The organism is Streptomyces sp. NPDC053493 (genome assembly GCF_044544825.1).
Taxonomy (GTDB): Bacteria; Actinomycetota; Actinomycetes; order Streptomycetales; family Streptomycetaceae; genus Streptomyces.
Genome location: NZ_JBITXS010000002.1, coordinates 879,130 through 901,385 on the forward strand (window position 1 = coordinate 879,130; position 22,256 = coordinate 901,385).

A 22,256-nucleotide genomic window follows, 5' to 3' on the forward strand; every position below is an offset into this window, starting at 1 on the left:
GTGGTCGTCAGGATCGTGCGGGGACGGTGGGGGCGGAACCGAGATCCGGTCCGGCCGCGCGCCCGGGCCGCCGGCGGCGGCTGTCCAGGGCGAGGACCGAGGGCCAGCGGGCGTCGTCGGGTGCGACGACGAGGCGCCGGGCGTACCAGCTGTCGAAGAACGACAGGACGAACATGGGCAGCAGGGTCCAGATCGCGACCTGCTCCAGCGGCCCGTTGCCGGTGAGGGCGGCGATGACGACGACCACGAAGATGTTGGGGTAGGTCATGGCGGTGTAGTCGTCGAGGGTCTGGACGTGGCCGCGGCGCTTGAACAGCGCGGCGACGAGCCGCAGTCCGACGGCGATGCCGAGCGCGGTGGGCGCGTACGCGGCGGCGTCGGCCAGGTCGAGCTCGAGCGTGACCAGGACGAGGAACGCGGTGAGCAGCAGGACGGCGACGTAGCCGTTGCGCTCGCCGTACTTGGCGGTGCGGATCGGCGAGCGCCGCCGGAGCTGCCGGACCAGGAGGTAGGCCGCCGCGACCACACCGGAGGAGGTGGCCGCGCTGATCGCGACGGCCGGCGCCACGTCCTCGTGGAGGGTGACGGCGAGGACCGCGGAGAAGGAGACCGCGGCGGCCAGCGACGACAGCAGCACCTGGGCGAAGGTCGGCATGATCATCCCGCCCAGGCAGCGGCTGACGGTCATCGCCACGACCGAACTCGGCGTGGCCAGGAAGATCGCGGCGAAGGCGACCGTGCCGGTGTCACCGACGTCCCACCAGCGCAGTGCCAGGGCCAGGGCCAGGGGCAGCGCGAGGTAGCGCAGGGCGACGGACCGCAGGATGCCCCGGTCGGTGACGAACGCCCGCGCGTTCTCGAGCTCGATGCGGCACATGGTGATCACGCTCGCCAGCACCAGGAGCAGCAGCAGGAGGTACGGCGAGGTGGTGAGGCGCAGGCCCGCGAGGTTCCCGAGGAGGCCGGCGGCGAGGCCGGCGCAGAAGACCGTCGGATGGTGGACGACGATCCAGTCGTAGACCATGTTCATGGTCTCGTTCTCGTTCTTGACGTACGAAGCGATGCGGTCGCCCCGCAGCATCTCGGAGTTCGGCAGCCGCAGGTCGTACGACTCGTCGGAGGGCCGGTCGAGGATGAAGCGGCAGATCAGCTCGACCACGTACTTGTGGGAGACGACGCAGACCGTCTCGCCCCGGCGCAGGGCCGGGAGCAGTTCCTGCTCGTAGAAGGCGCGGACCCGTTCCGTGAACCTGGCCGCGGTCTCGCCGCCCCGCATCGTGGGGCTGTCGGCGTTCATGGCGCGCTCGTACTCGGCGATGCCGTGGCGGCGCTGGAGGACGGACTTGCTCTCCAGCGTGTAGCTGCCGAAGTCGCGTTCCATGAGCCGGTCGTCGACCACGACCCGCGGCCCCGCCTCGCCGCGGTCGCCCAGGATGATGCCGGCGGTGTCGTGAGCCCGGCTGAGCGGGGAGACGAAGACGCGGTCGAACTCCTGGCCGCGGTGGCGCGCCGCGACCTTCTCGGCCTGGATGCGGCCGAGGAGGGTCAGCGGGGCGTCGCGCTGGCCGGCGATGCGGTGCACGGAGTTACACGTGGACTCACCGTGCCGCACCATGAAGAGTCTGCCGAGGAGTGCGCGCCGGTCCTCCTGCTCGGGTATGCCGCTCCTCATCAGTGGCCCTTCCTGGGCGCGTGCTTGACCTGGCCGGCGTAGTCGGAGTCCCAGGGCGCGAGCCGGGTGATGTCGCAGAGGTTGTGCACGGCGTGCTTCTCCACCAGCGTGGTCAGCATGGCCACCGTCCGCCGGGCCTGCTCGGCGGTGAGTCCGAACTCCCGGGCGAGGGCAGCGCCGAAGTCGGCCGTGTCGTCGGTGAGGAGGGTGCGGTACTTGTCGCGCTCGGGCCGGTCCTCGGCCCGCAGGTACGTCATGGTGTTCGGGTAGGCCGTGTCCCTGGCGTAGGCCAGCAGACGCTCGCGCAGGCGGGAGGTGTCCGGCTCGCCGGCGTCGAGACCGAGGTCGGCGACGATCCAGTCGCTGCTGCGGGCCAGGCAGTGGTGGATCCCGTCCGGAACGTTCATCGCTTCCCCGCTGCTCTCGCGGCCGGCCTGGCGCAGCACCTCCATGGCGGTGTCGAAGCACTGGTTGCGCAGGGTCCCGATGCTGAACACGAACGCGCCGAGCCGGCCCCGGCGGGTGGTCTCGTCGCCCTGGCGCATCGGCCCGACGGCGAACAGGTTCCTCGCCGTCTCGCCGTCGGCGGCCACGAGCTGTCCGTGCGGACCGACCTCGATGCCGCGGTGGGTCCTGGTCTGCGGCCGCGCGGCGCCCAGCCCGTGGACGAGACCGTGCCACAGCGGGTGGCCGGTGCGCTCGTAGTCGGTGCTGTTGCCGAGGCAGTTGACGACGCGGTCGACGACGACGTCCTCGCGGTCGGCGAAGACGACGCGGATCTTCGTGCCGTCCTCGGCCGGCCGCATGTCCTGGACGGTGGCGGCGATCACCTCGACGGTCCTCGGGGCTCCGTTGTAGCCCCGCATCCGGTCGCGGACCACGCCGCCGATCTCCCGCACGGTGCTGGTGCGGTGGGTGACGATGAGGCTCTTGTAGCGGTCGAGCAGCATCCGGACGTCGCCGGGATCCATCCGGGAGACGGCCTCGACGACGTACGGTTCCCACGCCTTCATGACGCGTTCGGCGAAGATGGCGTCGGGCGTGTCCGCGCCGTGCTCGGCGAGCAGGTGGGCGTACTCCGCCTTGACTCCCTCGACGACGGTGTCCGCGGTGAGCGTCTCGGCGTCCAGGAAGGGCGGCCTGCGCGCCTGCCAGATGTCGTGCTCGTGATCCGTCGGATAGGTGCCGTGCAGGTGTCCGCCGCGGGAGCAGATGAGGATCCGGCCCTTGTGGCCGGCATGGACGAGGGAGACGACGGTGTCGAAGGCGGACAGCGCGGATCCGGTCACGAGGACGGTCTCGTCGGGGCCGACCGCGCGGAAGCGTTCGTGCGCCCCGGGCGCGTACGGGTCGCCGATGAAGCGGTCGGAGGTACGGACGCGGTGGTAGAACGGCGCCTGCGCGGGAGCGAGGTGGCCGGTGGCGAGGACCACCTGGTCGGAGCGCAGCTCGTGGACGCCTCCGTCCGGGCCGGGAACGGCGTACTTGACGACGTGACCGTCGCCGTGCGGGCGTACGTCGATGGTCTCGCCGGTCAGTTCGCGCAGCGTCACGTCGGGGTGCGCGTCGGCGGCGACCCGGCGCAGCCGCTCGGCGAGGTACTGGCGGAAGACGAGGCGGGGCACGACGCAGGCGACACCGAAGGAGTGGTAGCGCCACCGGGCCGGCCAGTCGGTGCGGTCGGCCTCCTCGTTCGCCCACTCCAGGAAGTCCTCCGGGCGTTCGCGGCGCAGCGTGACGCGCCCCGCCTGGATGTTGAGCATGTGCTCCCAGTGCGTGGACGCCTCGCCGAAGGCGAGGCCGCCGTAGCGGTATCCCTCCTCCCGCTCCATCAGACATATCTCCAAGGGCGTCGTGGCGAATTGGAGCAGCCGGATGGCGGTGAGGGTGCCGGAGAAGCCGGCGCCGACGATCGTGACGCGCCGGAAGGATCCGGCGCGGTTCCCGGGGGACTCCTTCATGGCGTGGGCCGGGGCGGTGTCCCGCACGGCCTGGCGCACGGCGCCGTGCGGGACGCCCTGCGTGAGGCCCTGCGCTGCTTCCTGCATGTCCACGGTCCTTCTCCTTCGGTTCGTCAGAGCAAGGTGGGCGCTCGGCGGGCGGGCCGGGGCCGGGGCGCGGTCAGGCGTGCGGGCCGCCGGCCCACCGGAGCGGCATCAGCATCGAGAGCGGCCGGTCCGCCGCGGCGCGTTCGTGGACGATCCTGGACGCGACTGCGTCACTCCTCTCGACGCTTGGAATGCGCTTGACAGCGGGGAGTACCGAGGGACTAACTTGAAACGATCGTTCCGAGTTAGCGTTGTCCAGACCAGTCGTCCTTGGGGGAGGATGTTCGTGCCGCAGCTACTCGATCCGGGCCGGGCTCGCACGATGGACGAATTCATCGGGCAGCTCCGCATGTTGAAGGCCTGGGCCGGTCATCCCTCGATCACCGAGATCACCCGCCGGGTCCACACCACCTGGCGGCGCGCCGGACGCCCTCGGAGCGAATGGCCCGCGAGGTCCACGGTCGGGAACTGCTTCCAGGTGGGCCGCCGCCGCCCGAACACCGACCTGCTGCTCGCCGTCGTCCACGCGCTGGTCGACGGCGACACCGCGGCGCTCTCCGTGTGGCGGCAGGCCCTGCGTACCGTTCTCGGCGAGGTCGAGGCGTCCGGCCGCGTCACGGCGTACGACCGGCTGCCGCCCGCTCCCTCGCCGCTCGTCGGCCGGGACGACCTCCAGGAGCTGGCGCAGGCATGGCTCCGCGCGCAGGGCGCCGAAGGCGTCAGCCCCGTGGTCGCGTTCGAGGGAATGGCCGGTACGGGCAAGACCGCCCTCGCCGTCGCCGTCGCCCACCGGCTGCGGACCAAGGGCCGGTCCGAACGCCCGGTCCTCTTCGCCCATCTGCGGGGCGCCGGCGCCGGCGAACCACCGGTGGATCCCTCCGCGGTCCTGGAATGCTTCCTGCGGCTCCTCGGCGTGGCGGGCGAGCGCATTCCGCACAGCCTCGACGCCCGGGTCCAGCTCTATCGCCAGACCCTCGCCGGCACCTCGACCCTGGTCGTGCTCGACGACGCCGCCGACGAGGAACAGGCCCTTCCGCTGTTACCCGAGGCGCCCACCTGCCGCGCGGTGATCACCAGCCGCTCCGCCCTGCCCTGCCTCAAGGAGGCCAGACGACTGCCCGTCAGCTCCCTGGACACGGACGGAGCCGTCGAGCTGCTCCACCGTACGGCCGGCCGGGAACGCTTCGCGCCCGACGCCTCGGCGGCCCGCCGGATCGCCGGACTCCTCGGCCACCACCCGCAGGCGCTGACCATCATCGGCCGCCACCTGCGCGACCACCCCAACTGGGACCTCGCCGACTACTACCGCGAATCCCTCACCGTCCTCGCCATGGAGGGCGGTGTGCGCGCGTCCCTGGCGGCCTCCGACACCTCACTGCCCGCCGGGGCGCGGCGACTGCTGCGGCTGCTCGCCCTCCCGCCCCTCGACGACCTGGACACGCGCGCGATCGCCGCGCTGGCCGACGAGTCCGCCGACCGCGTCCGCACCCACCTGCGCGCCCTCGTCGCGGCCCACCTCGTCCAGGAGGTGGCACCGGACCGCTACCGCCTCCCGGACCTCGTCCACGCCTACGCCGAGGAACGCCTCTCGATCGACGAGCCGGCGAGCCGCATCCGCCAGGCCCTCGGCCGGGTCCTCGCGCACTACCGGACACGTGACGACGGCCCCGGCCGGAACAGGCCCGGCAGGCCCGGCGGAGCCACCGCGCGCACGCGCTTCCCGCACGCGGACGCCTGGGAGGAGATCACCCGCCCGCTCACCCGGGAGACGGCCGGCTCCGCCGCGGCATAGAGCCGCCGGTCTCAGCGCAGGGCGAGCGCGACGAACTGGGTGACCGCCTCCTGGTCGAAGTTGTCGTCGCTGACCAGGATCAGCGAGCGCTCGCCGGAGGGCAGGACCGGGCCCCAGGTCATGCCCTCGGTGTTGTCGACGGTGGACAGGCCGAGGGTGTGGAAGTCCGCGACGAGCCGCTTCCGCATCGGCACCACGGGCCGGTCGGCGAGGGAGTCCACGGCCCGTACGTCGGTGGCGCCGCGCGTGGTGGTGTCGTAGAGCCGGATCTTGTAGCCGGAGCCGGCGACCCAGGTGCGCTCGAGCACGAGGTAGCGCTCGGGGTCGTCCGGGAAGGCGAGGATCGACGGCACGCCGGTGTCGGGGCCCCACGGGCTGCTCGGGTCGGACTCGGCGAAGATCTTCTCGATCGGGTACGCGAACTGGCCGAGCACCCGCCCGTCGCGGGTCTGCCGCGTGACCCGCACGAGCGCGCCCTGGTGCACGTCCGGCACCGGGCCGTCCTGGACCAGCGGCCCCTCGACCGCGCTGGTCACCACGGTGCCGCGGGCGCCGAAGGTGAGCGCCTCGACGGCCTGGTTGCGGCGCGGACCACGGTCGGGCGTGATCGCGTAGTTCTCCGGGAGGCGGAACCGGCCGCGGTGCGCGCCGTCGGGGTCCGCGATCTCCACGGACGGCTGGATGACCGGCGCACCGGCGACGGCGGGCCGGTCGCCCTCCTGGCCCCACCAGTAACGGCACCTGAGCGGATCCACGCGGATCTCCTCCGGGTCGATCGCCTTGCCGTCGCCGAGGGCGGGCGACGGATAGACCGAGCCGTCCGGCTGGAGCAGCGGCCGGGTGCCGGTGAAGTCCACGGCGTGCACACCGCCGGCGTCGACGTCGAGCCGCGCGGTGTAGAAGCGCGCGGGCTGGAGGAAGGAGCGGTCGTCGCTGATGAGGACGTACTCGCCGGTGCACCGGTCGCGGTCGATGCCGGACAGACCGCCGACGGTCGTCCCCTGGAACGCGAGCTTGTACGGGACGGTCTTCTCGCCGAGCAGGCGGGCCTGAACGGCACGCCTCGGCTCCGGCCCGGGCGCGCCGGGCGGGGCCGCGGCGACGGCGGAGACCGCGGCGGGTGCGAGCGTGGAGGTGACGAGCAGGGCGACGGCGCAGGCGCGGCGGATCAGGGAGGAACTCATGCCGATGATCATGGCCTGAGGGACCTGCGCCGCAGCGGACATTCGCCGCGCAGTCACCCGTGTGGGTAAGCCGCTCCCCCGCTTCAGGGCGTGGTGCGGGCGGGAGTCCGGGCGTGCCTGAGGTTGACGGCCGCGGCCTTGGCCAGGGCCAGGGGGTTCAGGAACCGCAGCGGGCCGATCAGGCGGGAGACGAACAGGTACATGTGGCGCGCCATCGACGCGTCGCGCGCCGCCGCCGAGAAGACCAGGCGCTCGCCGGGGTTGAAGGGGCGGGCCTTGGCGAAGTCGGCGGCCAGGATCTGGTGGCCGCGCAGGCGGCGCCGGTGGGTGCGGGCGTAGGCCGCCAGTGCCGCATCGAGGTCGCCCCGGCCCGCGGCGGCCGGGGCGACCGCCTCGGCGAGCCAGTGCGCGGACTGCAGGGCCCAGCCGCAGCCCACGCCCCACAGGGGATCGCCGGTCATCGCGGCGTCGCCGACGAGGGCGAGGCCCGGTGCGGTCGGCTCGCGGCTGACGAGCGGGTAGTCGACCGTGCCGATGATCTTCGAGACGCGCTCGGCGGAGTCGACGGGCGGCGCCTCGGGCAGGGCGCGGACGAAGTCGAGGAAGCTGCCCTCCAGGTCCTCCCGGAAGGCCGGCAGCCGCTTCTTGTCCGGGAGCACCGCGAGGACCGTCACCCCGTCGTCGTTCGGGAACGCGTACGCCATGTCGGGCTCGAGGAACCAGGTCTGGCCGATCCCGCCGTGCAGCGGCAGGCCGCGGAAGTGCGCGAGATAGCCGAAGCGCGTGTTCTCGTGCCGCCGGGTGGGCACCTCGGCGAACGTCGCGACCGCCGAGTCCTTGCCGTCGGCGCCGACCACCAGGCGCGCCCGGATCTCCCGCTCGCCCTCGGGCGTCGACGCGCGCACCCCGACCGTGCGCCCGGCCTGCCTGACCAGCCCGGTCACCCGGTGCCCGAGGAGCAGGTCGACGCCGGGCGTGCCGGCCGCGTGGGACCTGATCAGCGGATCGAGGGTGCTGCGCCGGACGTTGTACGCGTACGGCAGCTCGGGTCCTCCGGGCGCGGCCCTCGGCTCGATCCAGCCCCAGCGGGTGTACCAGCGGGCCTCGTTGCGGACGGCTCCGGCCTTCTCCAGGGCGGGTACGAGGCCGAGTTCGTCGAGCACCGGGTAGGCGTTGGCGGTGAGGGCGTGGGTGCACAGCACCTTGTACGCGTCGGGGTCCGAGCGGCGTTCCAGCAGCGCGACGCGGACACCGCGCCGCGCCAGCAGGATCGCCGCGGCGCAGCCGGCGAGGCTGGCTCCGCTGATGACGACGTCGTAGTCGTGCTCCGTGCTCTCAGGCCTGGTCATGCGCTGATCGCCCCCGTGGTAGGTGTGCTGCCGCTCGTGGCAGTGGTGCAGAGCAACTGCAGTCAGGAGGCGGGCTGTTGTCAAGAGCCGGGGAGCGGGTGACCGGATCGGGCCGCGGGCGCGGCCGCCGTCCGCGGGTGGCCGGGACGACTGCCGCTCCGCGCGCCCGCGCCGTACCGCCTAGACGGGCTCGGGAGCCGGGTGCGGGTGGCCGAGGTAGGGGAAGTCGTCCAACAGGTCGGTGTGCGGGCCGATGTGGTCGCTGGTGATCTTCCCGCCGGAGATCATGTTCAGGCGGGCGGAGGTGACGTCGTCGGTGAGCGTGCGCCCGTTGGGATACGCGGCCGGCCGGGAGCGGTCGTAGCGCAGGATGTCCGGCAGGACGGTGCGCAGGGCCTCCTTCGCGGCCTCGGCGTCGTAGCCGCCCGTGTGGGCGAGGACAGCGGTCCAGGGCTCCAGGTAGGTGTCCCAGTCCTGCGCCGGTTCGCCCGCGTTGTACGCGTCCTTGGCGTCCTCCTGGTTGAAGTAGGCCGTCAGCGACGGGTGCGCGCCGCGGTCCACGGACGTGAGCTGTCCGTCCTGGCGCAGGCTGACCCGGCCCCACACGCCGATGACCGAGTCCGCGTCCGGGCCCAGCGCCGAGGACGGCATGTCGAGGACGATCCCGAAGACGTTCTTGTCCGCGCCCCAGTCGACGCCCGTCCACCGGAAGTCCTTGACGATCCCTTCCAGGTCGACGAAGAACGGGTCGCTGCGCAGTCCGGCCGACAGACGGTACGGCCCGGCCGTGACGACCTCGGGTTCGTTCGCGAAGGAAACGGGCGCGTCGTTGACGATCCGCTCCCCGCCCACGTCGTGCGAGCGCGCCTCCGGGCCGTCCGCCCGGTACACGCTCACGGTCTGCCGGCCGTCCCTGGGCTGGGAGAAGACGAAGCTGAAGGCGACGTCGGCCTGGTGGTCGCCGTCGGTGTCCACGTTGATGCGGTAGACGGCGTCGGGGTGGAAGGCGTCGCCGCCGGTCGGGGCGACGGGGTTCACGTCGAGGATGAGGACCGTGCGGTCGCCGGCGCCCGTGAAGGCGAAGAGGTCGGTCATGTCCAGCCGGGCGTCGCCCATCGGGGAGCGGAGGTCGGGTCCGCTGAGGTGGTGTGACATGGCCTCAGCCTCGGGCCGGCGGCCGGGCCGGGAACGGCGACACCGCAGCACGGCGGGCGAGAATCACCCGCCGAGCGGGACGGAGTCTTCCTGCCGGGCGGGGCGGTGAGCCGCCGTCGGCCGTTGTTCGCGCGCTCTCCACGAATCCCCACAGGAGCGCCACACCGGCTACGCACAGCCTTTCGAAACCTTCGTTAGCGTTGCAGGTCGCTCGAATCGTTCGCGGATGCGATCGAGCCGCGGCCCCACCGGGTCGACGGCATGTCAACTCAGGAAGACCGGAGATGGACTACTGCTCGTCGTGCCGCCGGCATCTCAACGGTGCCCTGGTGTGCCCCGGATGCGGCGCCTACGCCCCGGACATCGCTCCCACCACCGCCGACGGGCGGATCGTCCCGGCCACCGGTACGACCACGGGCCCGGCTACGGGTACGGCCACGGGTACGGGCACGGACCCGGCCGCGACCGTGACGGCGTTCGGAGCCGGGTTCGAGGACGGCCCGTACGGCGACTCGTCCGTGGAGGTCGTGGACGTCGTGGACGTCGCGGGTGCTCCGACGGCCCCCGACGGACGGGCGGCGCGGCGCCGGCAGCGTGCGCGGTGGAAGAAGAACCAGCGCCGTGCCGTGGTCGCCACCGCCGTCGCACTGGTCGGCGGCGGTCTGGCCATGAGCGCGACGGACCGGCAGGGCGGCGACCGGGCGATGGCGGCCACGGCGCCGGAGGACCCGGGCCCGGGCGCCGTGGAGGACCCGGCGTCGCAGGACGTCCGCCCGACCGTACGGCCCGAGCCCGCGCACTCCTCGGCCCCGCCGAAGACCGCATCGCCCGGCGCCGAGCCCGCGGCCGACCTGTCGCACCGGCAGTCCACGGCCGCCTCCCACCACGCCGCGGCGCCGGCCACCCGGTCGTACGCCGTCACATCGCAGCACCGGACGGTGGCGCCGGCCACGCGGACGACGAACACCTCGCCGGCCTCCTCGGGCACGGCGGGCTCGCCCGGCACGACCGGCACCACGGGCACGGCGGGCACCTCCCGTCCGGCGACGCCGCAGGACACGGCTCCCGCGCCGGCCCCTGCTCCGGCCCCGGGCTCGTCGCGGACGGACACCACGCCGACCAGCACCACGACCGCGCCGTCCGAGCTCTGCCTGCTGGTGGTGTGCCTGCCGCTCTCCTGACCGGCGCCCGGGCGTCGCGTGGCCGGCGCCCCGGGTACGTTCGCCCGCATCGCCGCGCGGGAACCTTCGCCCGCGTCGGTACGTTCTACAGGGTCGTAGAAGTAAGCAGACGTCACCGACCTCGGGAGAACCGCGACATGGCCCTGTGGGACCGCATCAAGGAGTCCGCATCGACGATGCAGACCCAGCTGCTCGCCAAGAAGAACGACCTCAAGAGCGGCGCCTTCCGCGACGCGAGCATGGCGATGTGCGCGCTCGTCGCCGCTGCCGACGGCACCGTCGACCCGTCCGAGCGGCGCCGGGTCGCCCAGCTCATCGCCACCAACGAAGTGCTGCAGAACTTCGACGCGACCGACCTCCAGCGCCGCTTCGACGCCAACCTCGACAAGCTCGCCGCCGACTTCGACTTCGGCAAGGTGAGCGTGCTCCAGGAGGTCGCCAAGGCCAAGAAGAAGCCGGCCGAGGCGCGGGCGGTCGTCCAGATCGGCATCGTCATCGGCGGCGCGGACGGCGACTTCGACAAGACCGAGCAGGCGGTCGTGCGGGAGGCGTGCTTCACGCTCGACCTGCCGCCGCACGAGTTCGACCTGTAGGCGACCGCGGCGCCCCGGCGCTACATCGGGGTGGCCGCGCGCAGGATCGCGAAGAGCGTGACGGCGGAGTTCGCGGAGGACAGCGCCGACACGGTCGCGCCCGCCGCGGCGCCCCACACCGCGAGCCCCACCGTCGTGAACGCCGACGGCCACGCGCGTCCCGCCGGGGCCGGCCGCAGCAGCGCCGCCACGCGGCGGGGCACCGGCCCGGCCGCGGCCAGGGCCGGCAGGGTGGCCGCGGCCGGTCCTCCGCGGGAGATCAGCGCCGCCTTGCCGATCGCCCGGGCGACCGTGCGGCGGCTGCCGGTCACGGCCGCCGCCTCCTCGTCCGCCCACCGCTCCGCGGTGTACGTCACGGCGGTGGTGAGCGGGCGCAGGAACGGATTGGCGCGGGCGGCGAGGTGCACCACCAGGAGATGCCGGTGGTGACGGGCGTTCAGATGGGCGCGCTCATGGGCGAACAGGGCCCGGCGTTCGGCGGACGTCAGACCCGCGAGCATCCCGGTGCTCGCCACGACCCGGTCACGGCGGCCGGGCAGGGCGTAGGCGTACGGCTCGGGGTCGGGCAGCACCGCCACCGAGGTGACCGGCAGGCCGGCGAGGGCGGCCAGCGCCCGGCGCCGCACCTGGACGTGCCGCCAGGCGGCCCGGCCGCACGAGACGAGGACCGCGAGCAGCGCCGGGATGGCCGCCCGGCCCGCGATCTCGTCGTACGGGAGGGCCGCCCGCACCTCGGGATCCGACCACCCGTCGGGCAGCGGGTTGCCGGGCAGCTGCGCGGTGCCCACGATCATCAGCAGTCCGAGGCAGAGCGTGCTGCACACGGCGAGGACGCCGGCGAAGGCGGTGAGCAGCCGGGTCGCGGTGCTCGGGTGCAGACGCTGCTCGGCGAGCCGCGCCACCGGCCACGCGGTCAGCGGAAGAACCAGCGGAAGGAAGACGAACACCCCCATGACGGTCAGTCTTCCCTCTCCTCCGGGGCCTCCTCCACCAGGCCGGTGAGGAGTTCACGCAGGAGTCGCTCGTCGTTCGGCGGGAGCGCGGTGACGAAGCTGGCGAGCACCGCCTCGCGGTCGGCCTCGGCGTCGAGGACCTTGCGCATCCGCAGCGCGGCGAGCCCGGCCTCGTCCGCGACCGCGGTCCAGACGAAGGACCGCCCGGCGCGCTCGCGGGTGACGGCGCCCTTCCCGTACAGCCTCGTCAGGATGGTGATGACAGTGGTGTACGCGAGGTCGCCGCCGAGCCGCTCCTGCACCCACGCCACGGGCACCGGCCCGGGCGCGTCCTTCAGGACGGCGAGCACCTGGCCCTCCAGCTCGCCCTGCCCGCGCCTGCGGGAGGCGGGCTCCGCCTCGCGCCTGTTCCGGTCCACCACGCCGTGCCCTCCCGTTCACCTGGCCTTCCGCCCACTTCTACAACATTGTAGATTGTCAACTTCGTACGGATGTCCCCGCGGACGTCCGTGCGGACGGGCCGTACGTACGGGATGTACGGACGAGCTGTACGGACGAGGAGAGGAATCGGCATGGGTGTGAGTCTGGCCAAGGGCGGCAACGTCTCGCTGAGCAAGGAGGCCCCGGGCCTGACCGCGGTCCTCGTCGGCCTGGGCTGGGACGTCCGCACCACCACCGGCGCCGACTACGACCTCGATGCCAGCGCGCTGCTCCTGTCCGACACCGGCAAGGTGCTCTCCGACCAGCACTTCGTCTTCTACAACAACCTCACGAGCCCCGACGGCTCCGTGGAGCACACCGGCGACAACCTCACCGGCGAGGGCGAAGGCGACGACGAGAGCATCAAGGTGAACCTGGCCGCCGTCCCGGCCGAGGTCGCCCGCATCGTCTTCCCGGTCTCCATCCACGACGCCGACAACCGCGGCCAGAGCTTCGGCCAGGTCCGCAACGCCTTCATCCGCGTGGTGAACCAGGCCAACGACGTCGAGCTCGCCCGCTACGACCTCTCCGAGGACGCCGCCACCGAGACCGCGATGATCTTCGGCGAGCTGTACCGGCACGGCGGCGAGTGGAAGTTCCGGGCGGTCGGCCAGGGGTACGCCTCGGGCCTGGCCGGCATCGCCGCCGACTTCGGCGTGAACGTCTGACGCCACCGCGCCCGACCGCCACCCTCACCATCGCCACCACCGTCGCCACCGACATCAGTTGCAGGGAGAACGGACCGTGTTCGGTATCAGCGAGATCGCGATCATCCTGATCGTCCTCATCCTGGTCCTCGGCGCCAAGAAGCTGCCCGAGCTGGCCCGCAGCGCGGGCAAGTCGGCCCGCATCCTCAAGAGCGAGGCGAAGGCGATGAAGGCCGACGACGCGCCGGAGCCCCGGGCGACGTACGAGGTCAAGCAGACCGCCGACGCCAGGCGGACCACGCCGGACGAGGACGGCGCCGCACGGTAGCGCGCCGCCGCGCCTCGTTCGCGCCTCGTTCGCGCCTCGCCGCGCCTCGCCGCGCCTCGCCGTGCCGATCGCGCCGGCGCACCGCAGGATGGTCGGGTGCCCACCGCGACCACGAGGAGGCCTCGGTGCCGGAAGGCGAGCGGAACCACGAAAGGAAGGGCGAGGAGACGCGGGGCGGCCTGAGCGAAGCCGTCCTGGACGCGGTGTTCACCCAGTCGGCCGTCGGGCTGCACGTCCTGGACACCGAGCTGCGGGTGGTGCGGGTCAATCCGGTGGCCCCCGGCCTGCGCGGCATGCCCGAAGGCAGCATCGTGGGGCGGCCGGCGGCGGAGGCGTACGCGCCGCTGGGCGTACGGATCGACGAGGACATGCTGCGTGACGTGCTGGCGACCGGGCGGCCGGTCAGGGACGTCCTCGTCCGCAGTCATCCGCTCGCCGACCCGAGCCACGAACACGTCATCTCCGTGTCGGTGTACCGCATGCACGACGAGGAGGCGGGCCGGGTCGCCGGCCTCGTGGCCACCACGGTGGACGTGACCGAACGGGAGCGCGCCAACGCCCGGCTGCGCCTGCTCCACGAGGCCCGGGAACGGATCGGCGGCACCCTGGACGTCGAGCGCACCGCCCGCGAGCTGGTCGACGTCGCGCTCGACGGCTTCGCCGACGTCGTCGTCGTGGCGCTCACGGACGCCGTGCTGCAGGGCAAGGCGCCGGAACTCGACCGCGGCGAGGGCATGGTGTTGCGCTGCGCCGCCGTCGGCGCGAGACCTCCCGAGGACGCCGACCGGTGCGGCGAGACCGCCGACGCCGGCAACACCGGCAGCGCCGGGGACGCCGACACCGCGAAGGACGAGAGAGCCGCCGGGAACGCGGGCGACGTCACGAACGCCGAGAGGTCCGGCGACGACGCGTGGCAGGTGCCGGCGGCCGGCTGTCTGCTGCTGCCGGATGTCTTCGGGTCGCCGCTGCCGGAGTCGCCGGCCCTGACGCCCTCGGAGCAGGGCGTACGGATGGTGGCGCCGCTGTCCGTGCGCGGCCAGGTCTTCGGGGCCGTGTCCTTCGAGCGCCGGCCCGGCTCGGAGCCGTATCTCCCCGCCGATCTCGACCTGGTCCAGGGCATCACGACGCGCGCCGCCGCGAGCCTGGAGAACGCCCTGCGCTTCACCCGCGAGCACATCGTCATGACGGCCCTGCAGAGCTGGCCGCTCCGGCAGGAGCGGGCGACCCAGCGGGCCGCCGGCATCGCCCAGCGGCGCCGGGCGGGCGGCACCGGGGCCGGGTCGTGGTTCGACGCGCTGCCGCTGCCCGGGGCGCGGGTGGCGCTGGTGGTGGGCCAGGTGGAGCACCCGGGGCTGAGCGCGGTCGCCACGATGAGCCGGCTGCGGACCGCCGTCCACAGCCTCACCACCCTCGACCTCGATCCGCACGAGCTGCTCGCCCGGCTGCACTCCACGGTGCTGCGGCTCGCCCGGGAGCAGGGCGACGCGGAGGGTCTGGACGAGCCGACGGCGCACTGCACCTTCGCCGTGCACGATCCCGTCGGCGGACGGCTCGACATCGCGCGGGCCGGGACCTCGCTCCTCGCGGTCGTCCGGCCGGACGGCTCGGTGGACACCGCGCCGCTGCCGGACGGCCCGCTGCTCGGCGAGGACGGGCCGCCGTTCGCCAGCACGAGCCTCGTGCTGCCCGAGGGCAGCACGATCTGCCTCGCCTCGCCCGCCGCGGCGCCGGACGAGGGACCGACGGCCGCGGAACTGGTGGCCGCGCTCGGCGGCGCCGACCGGAGCCCGGAGGAGATCGCCGACGACGTCGAACGGCTCCTCTCCGCCGACCGTGTCCTCCTCGTCGCCCGCACCCGGCGGCTGCCCGCCGCCGACCTGGCCGAATGGACGGTGCCCGCCGAGCTCCGGGCCGTCGGCCCCGCTCGCCGGCATGCCGGGGAACGCGTACGGGAATGGGGCCTCCCGGTCGACCCGTTCGCCGCGGAGCTCGTGGTCAGCGAACTGGTCACCAACGCCGTCCGCTACGGCGCCGCGCCGATCACCCTGCGCCTGATCCGCGGCGACACGGGCCTGATCTGCGAGGTGGACGACGCCGCCCTCACCGCGCCCCACCCGCGCCACGCCAAGGCCGGCGACGAGGGCGGCCGCGGCCTGCACATCTGCGCGACGCTCGCCACGGACTGGGGCGTGCGCTACCGGGAGGACGGCAAGACCGTGTGGGCCGAACTGGACCCGTAGCGCGGCGCCGCGGAGCCGGTCAGTCCACGGGCTGCCGGCCGAGGAGGCGCGGACGGCCTCGTCGGCGCGCGTGTCACCGACGTGGACGACTCACCGCCGGCCGGAGAACCGCAGTGTCAGTCCCTCATGCCATGCTTTCTAGGCCACGGCCGAGAGCCGACGCGCCCGGCACGACTCCGTAGCTGCCCCCGGGGCGCACAAGGCCGCCGTTCTCTCCCTGGTACGCCACGCCAAGGCAGGGTTCACGCGAGTGACGGCCACCGAGCGGCGGCCCACTCCGGCTATCCCGGCCAGCCGGGAGGCGGGCCTGCGATCTCATGGCCGGCGAGTGCGGTGCGCGAGCCAGGCGGCGATGCGCTTCTGCAGCTCCTTGTCGGCGAGGGGATAGTCCCACTGTGCGTACCACTCCAGGTACTGCAGGACGTTCTCGGAGCGGGCCGGGTGGGCCACCGCGCTCACGTCGACGCCGAGTTCGCCGGTCGAGCAGCTGATGTACACGCTGCTGTCGAGCGCCATCATGCCGAAGCCCGGGTGGCCCGCCCGTAGGCCGAGGAACGCCGTTGCCGCACCCCGGCCCATGACGTCCCAGCGGTCCAGGAGTCTCACCCGGGTCCAGACCGCGGGTGCGGGGCGGCGGCCGTAGGGCTGGCTCCGCTTCCGCAGGTCGGCTTGGTGCGTGTGGGTGCCGTGGGGAAGCAGGACGAGGAACTCGCGGCGGTGGTCGAGAAGGCCGGAGGAGACCGCCAGGTCGTACCAGTCCTCGTTGAGACGCTCGACGAGCCGTGGAGTTTCGTACCGGTGGGAGAAGCCGGCGGCAATGTCCTCGCGACCGTATCCGAGGACGACCGGCATCGTGCCGTCCGGCACGGCGTCCGGGATCACCTCGAGGCCGGCCCGCCGAAGCGGCCGGTACATCTTGCGCTCGCGCTCCTGGATGCCCATCGGTCACTTTTTACCAAGGCCGGCGCGCCGAGGATCAGCGGGTCCAGTACGACGCGAGCGCGCCCTCCTGGTACGGGGACGGGCTCACGCTGAGGTCGCCGGCGAAGGGGCGGTCGAGGACGAAGACGAGGAGCAGGCTGAAGCCGACCAGCGCCGCGACGGAGGCGACGAAGAGGAGCTGGATGCGCAGCTTGCGCATGCCGTAGAGGAAGGTGAGCGGGATCAGGACGACCGCGCCGCCGATGGCCAGGACCTGGAGGAGCGGCGGCAGTTCCTGCTGGGCCATGGTCAGGCGGGCCCGGCGCTGGGCGGCGACGTCGTTGAGGTGGCCGACGGCCTCCTCGTAGAAGACCTCTTCGCGCGGGCCCTTCGGGTCGTACGCCTGCAGGACCGTGAAGGCGTCCCGCAGGTGCGCCTCGGTGGCCCCGTAGGTCGGGTTTCCGGCGCGCATGCGGGGCCATTGGTCCTCGACGACCGCGTGGACGTAGCCGCTGAGGGCCGCGTCGAGGTCGGCGCGGACGGCGGGCGGGAAGGCGGCGGCGTCGCGGGCGATGAGGGCGGTGTCGGTGGCCTCGGTCGCGACGATGGTCTGGGTGTTGTCCAGCTGGGTCCAGAGGGTGACGATGACGAAGGCGAGGATGATCCCGTAGATCGCGCCGAACATCCCGAGCGTCACCCCGACCATGTCGTTGTGCTCACCTCGGGCCACCGACGGGTACCTGCGCCGGAGCAGCACGCTGCCGGCCACGGCGACGAGGACGGTCCCGCCGACGGTGATCACGGCCAGGGTGAAGGTGCTGAAGTGATTGAGCAGCCAGAGCGACATGTGCGGGGAGTCTAGGCAGCGAACGCGCCCCTCTCGCGCCCCGCGGACGCTCCAGGAGCGCCCCCGGGGCGCAAGTCCACCCCAACGAGTGAGCGGACGCCCGCGCCGATGACCGCGCCGGTGACGACCACGGTCCGTGCGGCCGTACGGAGGTCAGGCGGCGTCCAGCAGTGAGGCGAAGGCGGCGGGCAGCTCCTTCCAGGACTCGGGGCCGGACTGGTACTCGGCGTCCGTCAACAGGCAGGAGTCCAGGAGCTGTTCGAGTGCCTCCCGGTTCAGGCCGGGCGAGGTGAAGACGAGGTGCTGGCAGCGGTCGCCGTGGTCGGGGTGCCAGTCGAGGGCGGCCGCCGCCCGGCGCGCGGGCGGCACCAGCTCCCAGGCGGCGTCGGGCAGTGACGCCAGCCAGGGCCCCGCGCTCTCCACGCACAGCGCTCCGCCGGCCGCGTCCCAGGCGTACAGCGTGTCGGGCCGCTCGGCGAGCCAGAAGCGGCCGCGGCTGCGGGCGGCGGCGCAGCACAGGTCCTCGAGCGCACGGTGGAGGCGTTCGGGGTGGAAGGGGCGACGGCGGCGCCAGACGAAGGTGGTGACGCCGGACTCCTCGGCGTCCTGCGGCAGCAGGGCGCAGGCCGGGTGCTGGGCGGCCGCGGCGGCCTCGACGTCGAAGCCGGCGAACGCGGCCCGGGCGAGTTCGACGGATCCGGCCGGCACCTGACGGGCCGTCGGGTGCAGCTGGGCGAGCAGAGCCCGGTCCTCGTCGTCGGCGTCCGCGCTGTCGACGACGGCGAGGACGGGCGCGTACTCGAGCTGGCGGGCCCAGGTGTCGCCGACGGTCCGCCGGTCGGTGGGCGCCGCGGCGAGGCCGGCGTCGGCGAGGTCGTCGCCGTTGCCGAGGCAGGGCAGCACGAGCGCGGGATCGACGGCGGTGATGACGCCGGTCAGGGCGATGCGGGCGCCGCCGTGGGTGGCGACGACCTCGGCCATGGTCTTCGGTTCGACCGAGTCCCACAGTTCGACGACGGCGAGCCGGGTCAGGCCGCCGTCGGCCTGCCGTTCCAGTTCGGGCACCAGGTCTTCGCGCAGGGCGCAGCAGGCGCAGTCGTCGACGAGGGGCGTCTCGCCGCGGGAGATCTCGCCGGAGGCGTCGCGGACGGTGCGGAGCACGGTGCCGTTCGGCGCTCCGGCGAGGTCGTGGTGGAGGGCGACGCTGCCGCCGACGGTCCTCAGGAGGCGTTCGACGACCTCCTTGCGGGCGTCGGCGTGCAGTCCGGCGACGATCACGACCGGGAGCTGGTGGTCCTGGCTCATCGGCTGGCTCCGTTGCGGCGGTCGAAGGGCCCGATGCGGTCGACGGAGGCGCGGGAGGGAGGGATCGCGGGCTTCACGGCGGGAGCCTTTCGGTGGTGGTGGCAGGGGCTGCGGGTCTCGGCGGGGCGGCGGTCAGCGCTCTTCGCGGAAGTCGACGTGCCGGCCGGCGACGGGGTCGTACTTGCGCAGCACCAGCCGGTCGGGATCGTTGCGCCGGTTCTTGCGGGTGACGTAGGTGAACCCGGTGCCCGCGGTGGAGCGGAGCTTGATGACCGGGCGGATCTCGTTGCGTGCCATGGGGCTAGTATATGACAACGGTTTTCATTACCGACAAGCCGGGGCCACTCTGCCCAGGGAAGGACCACCCATGTCTGCTCACTGCCAACTCACCGGCTCCAAGCCGGGATTCGGCAACTCCGTCTCCCACTCGCACCGGCGCACCTCGCGGCGCTTCGACCCGAACATCCAGCGCAAGCGCTACTGGCTGCCCAGCGAGGGCCGGCACGTCCGCCTGACCCTGAGCGCCCGGGCCGTCAAAACCGTGGACGCGATCGGCATCGAGGCCGCGGTCGCGCGGATCCGCGCACGAAGAGGAAAGGTCTGATGGCGAAGAAGAGCAAGATCGCGCGGAACGAGCACCGCAAGCGGATCGTCGAGCGATACGCCGCCCGGCGGGCCGAGCTCAAGGAGATCATCCGCCGTCCGTCCTCCACCGAGGCCGAGCGGGTGGCGGCCGTCACGGAGCTGCGCCGGCAGCCGCGTGACGCGAGCGCCACCCGGGTCCGCAACCGCGACAGCGTGGACGGCCGCCCGCGCGGCCACGTACGGAAGTTCGGCCTGTCCCGGGTCCGGACGCGGCAGCAGGCACACGCGGGATTCCTGCCGGGCGTCACCAAGGCGTCCTGGTAGCCGCGGCCCGCCACTCTGTTTGATCATCAACGCGCCTGCTGCCAGGATCACCTGACGATGCGACAGCCCGTCGCGTCGACCACACGCAGGGGGAGCGGAGAATGCGCTTGAGGTACGGCAGGTCCGGCAGCTCCGGCAGGTCCGGCAGGTCCGGCAGGTCCGGCAGGTTGTTCGGTACGGCTTCGACGGCGGCGGTGCTCGTCGTGGTGGCCGCCCTGACCGCCGGGTGCGGCTCAGGCGCCGGCTCGGACGCCTCCGGCGGCACCGGCGGCACCAGCGGTGGAAAAGCACCGGCCACGGGCTCCGGGACCGCGTCCGGGTCCAGCTCCGGCTCCGGGACCGCGTCCGGCTCCGGGTCCGGCTCCGGTGAGGCGGCGGGCGGCGGGGCCGGGGACTTCGGCACCGTGTTCAAGACCGAGCAGCGGATCGAGCAGGGGCTTCCCGACCCGGCGTCGATGAAGGGCTGGACGCCGAAGAACGGCAGCGCGGAGGTCGAGGAGCAGCCCAAGTCGGCGGCGGAGTGCGCCGGATCGGCCGCCGACTGGGACTGCACGGCGATCGCGGACGGCTCGGCCGACTTCGACGCCTTCGGCGAGAACGCCGACTTCGACCTCACCGCCTTCGCCGACAAGGCCGCCGCCCGGGCCGCGTGCGCCAAGGAGAAGGCCTGGTTCGCCAAGTACACCAAGGCGCAGGTGGCCGCCGTACCGGGCGCGGAGAGTCACGCGTACTACCGCAACCACGGTGGTCTGGACGGTCTCAACGTGACGCTGTGCCTGGGCACGGTCGTCGCCCGGGTGCGGCTGGAGGGAGAGGGCAGCTCGCTGGACCCGGGCACCGCCCACACCCTGTCGCGGGTGTTCGTCGACCGCATCCAGAAGGCCGCCGCGGCCTCCTGAACCACGCGCGCCGACGCGCTCGCCGCGCGTCTGCTCGCCGCGCGCTCGCGCGCCCCGCGGCCGACCGGCTCAGGGGCTGATGCGGACCGGGAAGCTGAAGGTGTGGCCCTGCTCCTTGAGCCAGGGCAGCACCTGCTCGAGCGCCGCGGCCGTCTGGGCGCGGTCGCCGCCGCCGTCGTGGAAGAGGATCGTCGGGCCGTTGGACAGCTCGTGCTTGACGGTGTTGACGATGGCGGCGCTGCCCGGCCGCTCGAAGTCCTTGGTGTCGACGTTCCAGCCCAGCGGCCGCATGCCCGCCTCGGCGGCGATGCGCCGGCTCTGCGGGGTGAAGGCGCCGCCGGGCGCGCGGTAGTACTCGACCTTCGCTCCGCCGGCCGCGTCCTCGATCATCCTCTTCGCGTCGAGGATCTGCTGGCGCTGGTACGCGACGGACTTCTTGTCCATCGTCGTGTCGTGGGTCACGGTGTGGTCGCACAGCCGGTGGCCGTCGGCGACGATCCGCTTGACCAGGTCCGGGAACTCCTTGGCCCGCGGTCCCACCATGCAGAACACGGCCTTGACGTCGTTCTGCTTGAGGATGTCGAGGATCCGGGGCGTCCAGCGCGGGTCGGGGCCGTCGTCGATGGTGATGTTCACGGCCGTGCCGCCGGCCTCGGCGGCGTGCGCGATGCTCTCGGGCACCTTCACCGGCTTCACCTGCGCGGGTTCCTTCGCCTGGCCGCCCGCGCCCGCCGAGCCGCCGGCGCCGCCCGACTGCTGTCCCGCGCTCGCGCCGGAGTCCGCCCGGGCGGCGGCTTCGCCGTTCGTCAGCACGGTGGCGCCCCACGCCGCCAGACTGAGTGCGACCGCCGAAGCCGCCACGGCTATGTGCGCGGTGTACTTGCCCTGCAGCCCCATGAATGCCTTCTCCCCGCCGAGTCCCGATCATCTCCCGCAGGAGAGGACGGTCCAGACGCCGGGGAGGTTTCACCCAATTTCACTGACGGGTCGTCGGCAGGTCACCGAGCAGCTCCAGCGCCTCCTCCCAGCGGAAGTCTTCCGGCTCCCGGGCCCCGATCTGGACGCCCATCTGCCGCAGCCGGTAGAGGCTGCGGTCGTAGGCGGGATGGGCGGCCATGGCCGCGTTCACGCAGGGCAGGACGGCGGTCGGGATGCCGAGGCCGTACGCCTCGCAGAGGATGCCGAGGGCCAGGGTGTCGGCGATGCCGGCGGCCCACTTGTTGACGGTGTTGAAGGTGGCGGGTGCGACGGCGATGGCGTCGGCGGGCGGCAGCGGACGCGGCTCGCCGGGGCTGCGCCAGGCCGAGCGGATCGGGTAGCCGGTCTGCTGGACGATCGCCTCGGTGTCGAGGAAGCCGAGGGCCTGCGGCGTGGCGACGACACCGACGTCCCAGCCCCGCTCCTGCGCCACGGTGACCAGCTTGCCGGCGTCGCGTGCGATGCCGGCGGCACAGACGACGACGTACAGGAACGGCTTGGCCGGTGACGTGCCCGGCGTCCCGCTCGGCGGCGTGCTCATTCCGTCGGTCACTGCCCGATCCCCCTCAAGGCTCCCGATGCTCCGGCGTTCGATGCCTGGCGTTCGTTGCTCCGGTCTTCGTTGCTCCGGTGTTCGAACATAGCCGCTCCGGGAGAACTCCGAAGGGCTTCCGGACGGCCAGCACGGATCAACCGTCCTGATCAAGGGAACCTTGGAGAGGTCAAGGTCACAGCTGATCGCACTGCTGCTCCTTTGTGCCCTTGACCTAGCATC

22 protein-coding genes are annotated in these 22,256 nt (G+C 73.1%); 9 read left to right on the forward strand and 13 right to left on the reverse strand.

Annotated features, from left to right (window positions below):
- Positions 1–7 precede the first annotated feature (7 nt).
- Together ACIGO8_RS09740 and ACIGO8_RS09745 are read right to left on the reverse strand one after the other, a co-directional pair.
- On the reverse strand, positions 8–1,672 hold the full coding sequence (locus ACIGO8_RS09740; RefSeq protein WP_399726528.1) for a histidine phosphatase family protein: 1,665 nt from the start codon (positions 1,670–1,672) through the stop codon (positions 8–10).
- A complete protein-coding gene (locus ACIGO8_RS09745) occupies positions 1,672–3,720 on the reverse strand; it encodes an FAD/NAD(P)-binding protein (RefSeq protein ID WP_399726531.1) in 2,049 nt (682 codons plus the stop codon). Before ACIGO8_RS09745 ends, ACIGO8_RS09740 begins: the two co-directional genes overlap by 1 nt.
- A 322-nt stretch (positions 3,721–4,042) precedes the next feature.
- Between ACIGO8_RS09745 and ACIGO8_RS09750 the strand changes: the two genes are divergently transcribed.
- A complete protein-coding gene (locus ACIGO8_RS09750; protein ID WP_399726533.1) occupies positions 4,043–5,512 on the forward strand; it encodes an NB-ARC domain-containing protein in 1,470 nt (489 codons plus the stop codon).
- A gap of 11 nt (positions 5,513–5,523) precedes the next feature.
- Here ACIGO8_RS09750 and ACIGO8_RS09755 read toward each other — a convergent pair whose 3' ends face one another.
- The 3 genes from ACIGO8_RS09755 to ACIGO8_RS09765 form a co-directional block, all read right to left on the reverse strand.
- A complete protein-coding gene (locus ACIGO8_RS09755) occupies positions 5,524–6,696 on the reverse strand; it encodes an esterase-like activity of phytase family protein (protein ID WP_399726536.1) in 1,173 nt (390 codons plus the stop codon).
- Positions 6,697–6,779: 83 nt separating this feature from the next.
- Positions 6,780–8,045, reverse strand: coding sequence for an NAD(P)/FAD-dependent oxidoreductase (locus ACIGO8_RS09760; RefSeq protein ID WP_399726539.1), 1,266 nt, complete (start codon positions 8,043–8,045; stop codon positions 6,780–6,782).
- 180 nt (positions 8,046–8,225) lie between these two features.
- Positions 8,226–9,200: a DUF4331 family protein gene (locus ACIGO8_RS09765; protein WP_399726542.1), complete on the reverse strand. Its 975-nt coding sequence runs from the start codon at positions 9,198–9,200 to the stop codon at positions 8,226–8,228.
- 284 nt (positions 9,201–9,484) lie between these two features.
- On the opposite strand from ACIGO8_RS09765, the gene ACIGO8_RS09770 reads away from it, so the two are divergent.
- Both ACIGO8_RS09770 and ACIGO8_RS09775 read left to right on the forward strand, forming a co-directional pair.
- The gene (locus ACIGO8_RS09770) at positions 9,485–10,381 is read left to right on the forward strand and encodes a hypothetical protein (protein ID WP_399726544.1); all 897 of its coding nucleotides are present in this window, start codon (positions 9,485–9,487) and stop codon (positions 10,379–10,381) included.
- 137 nt (positions 10,382–10,518) lie between these two features.
- Positions 10,519–10,974 carry a tellurite resistance TerB family protein gene (locus ACIGO8_RS09775; protein ID WP_399726546.1) on the forward strand — a complete coding sequence of 152 codons (456 nt, stop codon included), beginning with the start codon at positions 10,519–10,521 and terminating at the stop codon, positions 10,972–10,974.
- A 20-nt stretch (positions 10,975–10,994) separates the two neighbouring features.
- Here the strand turns inward: ACIGO8_RS09775 and ACIGO8_RS09780 are convergent, their stop codons facing one another.
- Positions 10,995–11,927 carry a M56 family metallopeptidase gene (locus tag ACIGO8_RS09780; RefSeq protein WP_399726549.1) on the reverse strand — a complete coding sequence of 311 codons (933 nt, stop codon included), beginning with the start codon at positions 11,925–11,927 and terminating at the stop codon, positions 10,995–10,997.
- A 5-nt stretch (positions 11,928–11,932) separates the two neighbouring features.
- Positions 11,933–12,349 carry a BlaI/MecI/CopY family transcriptional regulator gene (locus ACIGO8_RS09785; RefSeq protein WP_399726552.1) on the reverse strand — a complete coding sequence of 139 codons (417 nt, stop codon included), beginning with the start codon at positions 12,347–12,349 and terminating at the stop codon, positions 11,933–11,935.
- Between the two features lie 150 nt (positions 12,350–12,499).
- Between ACIGO8_RS09785 and ACIGO8_RS09790 the strand changes: the two genes are divergently transcribed.
- The 3 genes from ACIGO8_RS09790 (at position 12,500) to ACIGO8_RS09800 (ending at position 15,622) form a co-directional block, all read left to right on the forward strand.
- The gene (locus tag ACIGO8_RS09790) at positions 12,500–13,075 is read left to right on the forward strand and encodes a TerD family protein (protein WP_399726555.1); all 576 of its coding nucleotides are present in this window, start codon (positions 12,500–12,502) and stop codon (positions 13,073–13,075) included.
- A gap of 76 nt (positions 13,076–13,151) precedes the next feature.
- On the forward strand, positions 13,152–13,382 hold the full coding sequence (locus tag ACIGO8_RS09795; RefSeq protein ID WP_399726558.1) for a twin-arginine translocase TatA/TatE family subunit: 231 nt from the start codon (positions 13,152–13,154) through the stop codon (positions 13,380–13,382).
- Positions 13,383–13,507: 125 nt separating this feature from the next.
- Positions 13,508–15,622 (forward strand): SpoIIE family protein phosphatase, encoded by a 2,115-nt coding sequence (locus tag ACIGO8_RS09800; RefSeq protein ID WP_399726561.1) that lies wholly within the window; start codon positions 13,508–13,510, stop codon positions 15,620–15,622.
- A 315-nt stretch (positions 15,623–15,937) separates the two neighbouring features.
- Here the strand turns inward: ACIGO8_RS09800 and ACIGO8_RS09805 are convergent, their stop codons facing one another.
- From ACIGO8_RS09805 to rpmG, 4 genes are all read right to left on the reverse strand, one after another.
- A complete protein-coding gene (locus ACIGO8_RS09805) occupies positions 15,938–16,564 on the reverse strand; it encodes a hypothetical protein (RefSeq protein ID WP_399726564.1) in 627 nt (208 codons plus the stop codon).
- Positions 16,565–16,598: 34 nt separating this feature from the next.
- Complete coding sequence (locus tag ACIGO8_RS09810; RefSeq protein WP_399726566.1) at positions 16,599–17,390, reverse strand: DUF4239 domain-containing protein; 792 nt, start codon at positions 17,388–17,390, stop codon at positions 16,599–16,601.
- A gap of 153 nt (positions 17,391–17,543) precedes the next feature.
- A complete protein-coding gene (locus ACIGO8_RS09815) occupies positions 17,544–18,695 on the reverse strand; it encodes a CobW family GTP-binding protein (protein WP_399726569.1) in 1,152 nt (383 codons plus the stop codon).
- Between the two features lie 132 nt (positions 18,696–18,827).
- Complete coding sequence (gene rpmG / locus ACIGO8_RS09820; RefSeq protein ID WP_123456582.1) at positions 18,828–18,992, reverse strand: 50S ribosomal protein L33; 165 nt, start codon at positions 18,990–18,992, stop codon at positions 18,828–18,830.
- A 70-nt stretch (positions 18,993–19,062) separates the two neighbouring features.
- Between rpmG and rpmB the strand changes: the two genes are divergently transcribed.
- The 3 genes from rpmB (at position 19,063) to ACIGO8_RS09835 (ending at position 20,503) form a co-directional block, all read left to right on the forward strand.
- On the forward strand, positions 19,063–19,299 hold the full coding sequence (gene rpmB / locus ACIGO8_RS09825) for a 50S ribosomal protein L28 (protein ID WP_399726571.1): 237 nt from the start codon (positions 19,063–19,065) through the stop codon (positions 19,297–19,299).
- Positions 19,299–19,604 (forward strand): 30S ribosomal protein S14, encoded by a 306-nt coding sequence (rpsN, locus tag ACIGO8_RS09830; protein WP_399726574.1) that lies wholly within the window; start codon positions 19,299–19,301, stop codon positions 19,602–19,604. Before rpmB ends, rpsN begins: the two co-directional genes overlap by 1 nt.
- A gap of 167 nt (positions 19,605–19,771) precedes the next feature.
- Positions 19,772–20,503: a hypothetical protein gene (locus tag ACIGO8_RS09835; protein ID WP_399726577.1), complete on the forward strand. Its 732-nt coding sequence runs from the start codon at positions 19,772–19,774 to the stop codon at positions 20,501–20,503.
- A gap of 69 nt (positions 20,504–20,572) precedes the next feature.
- Here ACIGO8_RS09835 and ACIGO8_RS09840 read toward each other — a convergent pair whose 3' ends face one another.
- The gene (locus ACIGO8_RS09840; RefSeq protein ID WP_399726580.1) at positions 20,573–21,400 is read right to left on the reverse strand and encodes a polysaccharide deacetylase family protein; all 828 of its coding nucleotides are present in this window, start codon (positions 21,398–21,400) and stop codon (positions 20,573–20,575) included.
- A gap of 79 nt (positions 21,401–21,479) precedes the next feature.
- Entirely contained in the window at positions 21,480–22,022 is a 543-nt protein-coding gene (locus ACIGO8_RS09845) for a flavoprotein (protein ID WP_399726838.1), read from the reverse strand.
- Positions 22,023–22,256: the final 234 nt, after the last annotated feature.

What these genes read in the sequence shown, in the direction of transcription:
- ACIGO8_RS09775 (WP_399726546.1), top strand. Translation starts at nt 10,519, where the DNA reads ATGGCCCTGTGGGACCGCATCAAGGAGTCCGCATCGACGATGCAGACC.
- ACIGO8_RS09790 (WP_399726555.1), top strand. Translation starts at nt 12,500, where the DNA reads ATGGGTGTGAGTCTGGCCAAGGGCGGCAACGTCTCGCTGAGCAAGGAG.
- ACIGO8_RS09845 (WP_399726838.1), bottom strand. Translation starts at nt 22,022, where the DNA reads ATGAGCACGCCGCCGAGCGGGACGCCGGGCACGTCACCGGCCAAGCCG.
- rpsN (WP_399726574.1), top strand. Translation starts at nt 19,299, where the DNA reads ATGGCGAAGAAGAGCAAGATCGCGCGGAACGAGCACCGCAAGCGGATC.
- rpmG (WP_123456582.1), bottom strand. Translation starts at nt 18,992, where the DNA reads ATGGCACGCAACGAGATCCGCCCGGTCATCAAGCTCCGCTCCACCGCG.
- ACIGO8_RS09760 (WP_399726539.1), bottom strand. Translation starts at nt 8,045, where the DNA reads ATGACCAGGCCTGAGAGCACGGAGCACGACTACGACGTCGTCATCAGC.
- rpmB (WP_399726571.1), top strand. Translation starts at nt 19,063, where the DNA reads ATGTCTGCTCACTGCCAACTCACCGGCTCCAAGCCGGGATTCGGCAAC.
- ACIGO8_RS09750 (WP_399726533.1), top strand. Translation starts at nt 4,043, where the DNA reads ATGGACGAATTCATCGGGCAGCTCCGCATGTTGAAGGCCTGGGCCGGT.
- ACIGO8_RS09840 (WP_399726580.1), bottom strand. Translation starts at nt 21,400, where the DNA reads ATGGGGCTGCAGGGCAAGTACACCGCGCACATAGCCGTGGCGGCTTCG.
- ACIGO8_RS09810 (WP_399726566.1), bottom strand. Translation starts at nt 17,390, where the DNA reads ATGTCGCTCTGGCTGCTCAATCACTTCAGCACCTTCACCCTGGCCGTG.
- ACIGO8_RS09770 (WP_399726544.1), top strand. Translation starts at nt 9,485, where the DNA reads ATGGACTACTGCTCGTCGTGCCGCCGGCATCTCAACGGTGCCCTGGTG.
- ACIGO8_RS09745 (WP_399726531.1), bottom strand. Translation starts at nt 3,720, where the DNA reads ATGCAGGAAGCAGCGCAGGGCCTCACGCAGGGCGTCCCGCACGGCGCC.
- ACIGO8_RS09815 (WP_399726569.1), bottom strand. Translation starts at nt 18,695, where the DNA reads ATGAGCCAGGACCACCAGCTCCCGGTCGTGATCGTCGCCGGACTGCAC.
- ACIGO8_RS09755 (WP_399726536.1), bottom strand. Translation starts at nt 6,696, where the DNA reads ATGAGTTCCTCCCTGATCCGCCGCGCCTGCGCCGTCGCCCTGCTCGTC.
- ACIGO8_RS09780 (WP_399726549.1), bottom strand. Translation starts at nt 11,927, where the DNA reads ATGGGGGTGTTCGTCTTCCTTCCGCTGGTTCTTCCGCTGACCGCGTGG.
- ACIGO8_RS09805 (WP_399726564.1), bottom strand. Translation starts at nt 16,564, where the DNA reads ATGGGCATCCAGGAGCGCGAGCGCAAGATGTACCGGCCGCTTCGGCGG.
- ACIGO8_RS09765 (WP_399726542.1), bottom strand. Translation starts at nt 9,200, where the DNA reads ATGTCACACCACCTCAGCGGACCCGACCTCCGCTCCCCGATGGGCGAC.
- ACIGO8_RS09740 (WP_399726528.1), bottom strand. Translation starts at nt 1,672, where the DNA reads ATGAGGAGCGGCATACCCGAGCAGGAGGACCGGCGCGCACTCCTCGGC.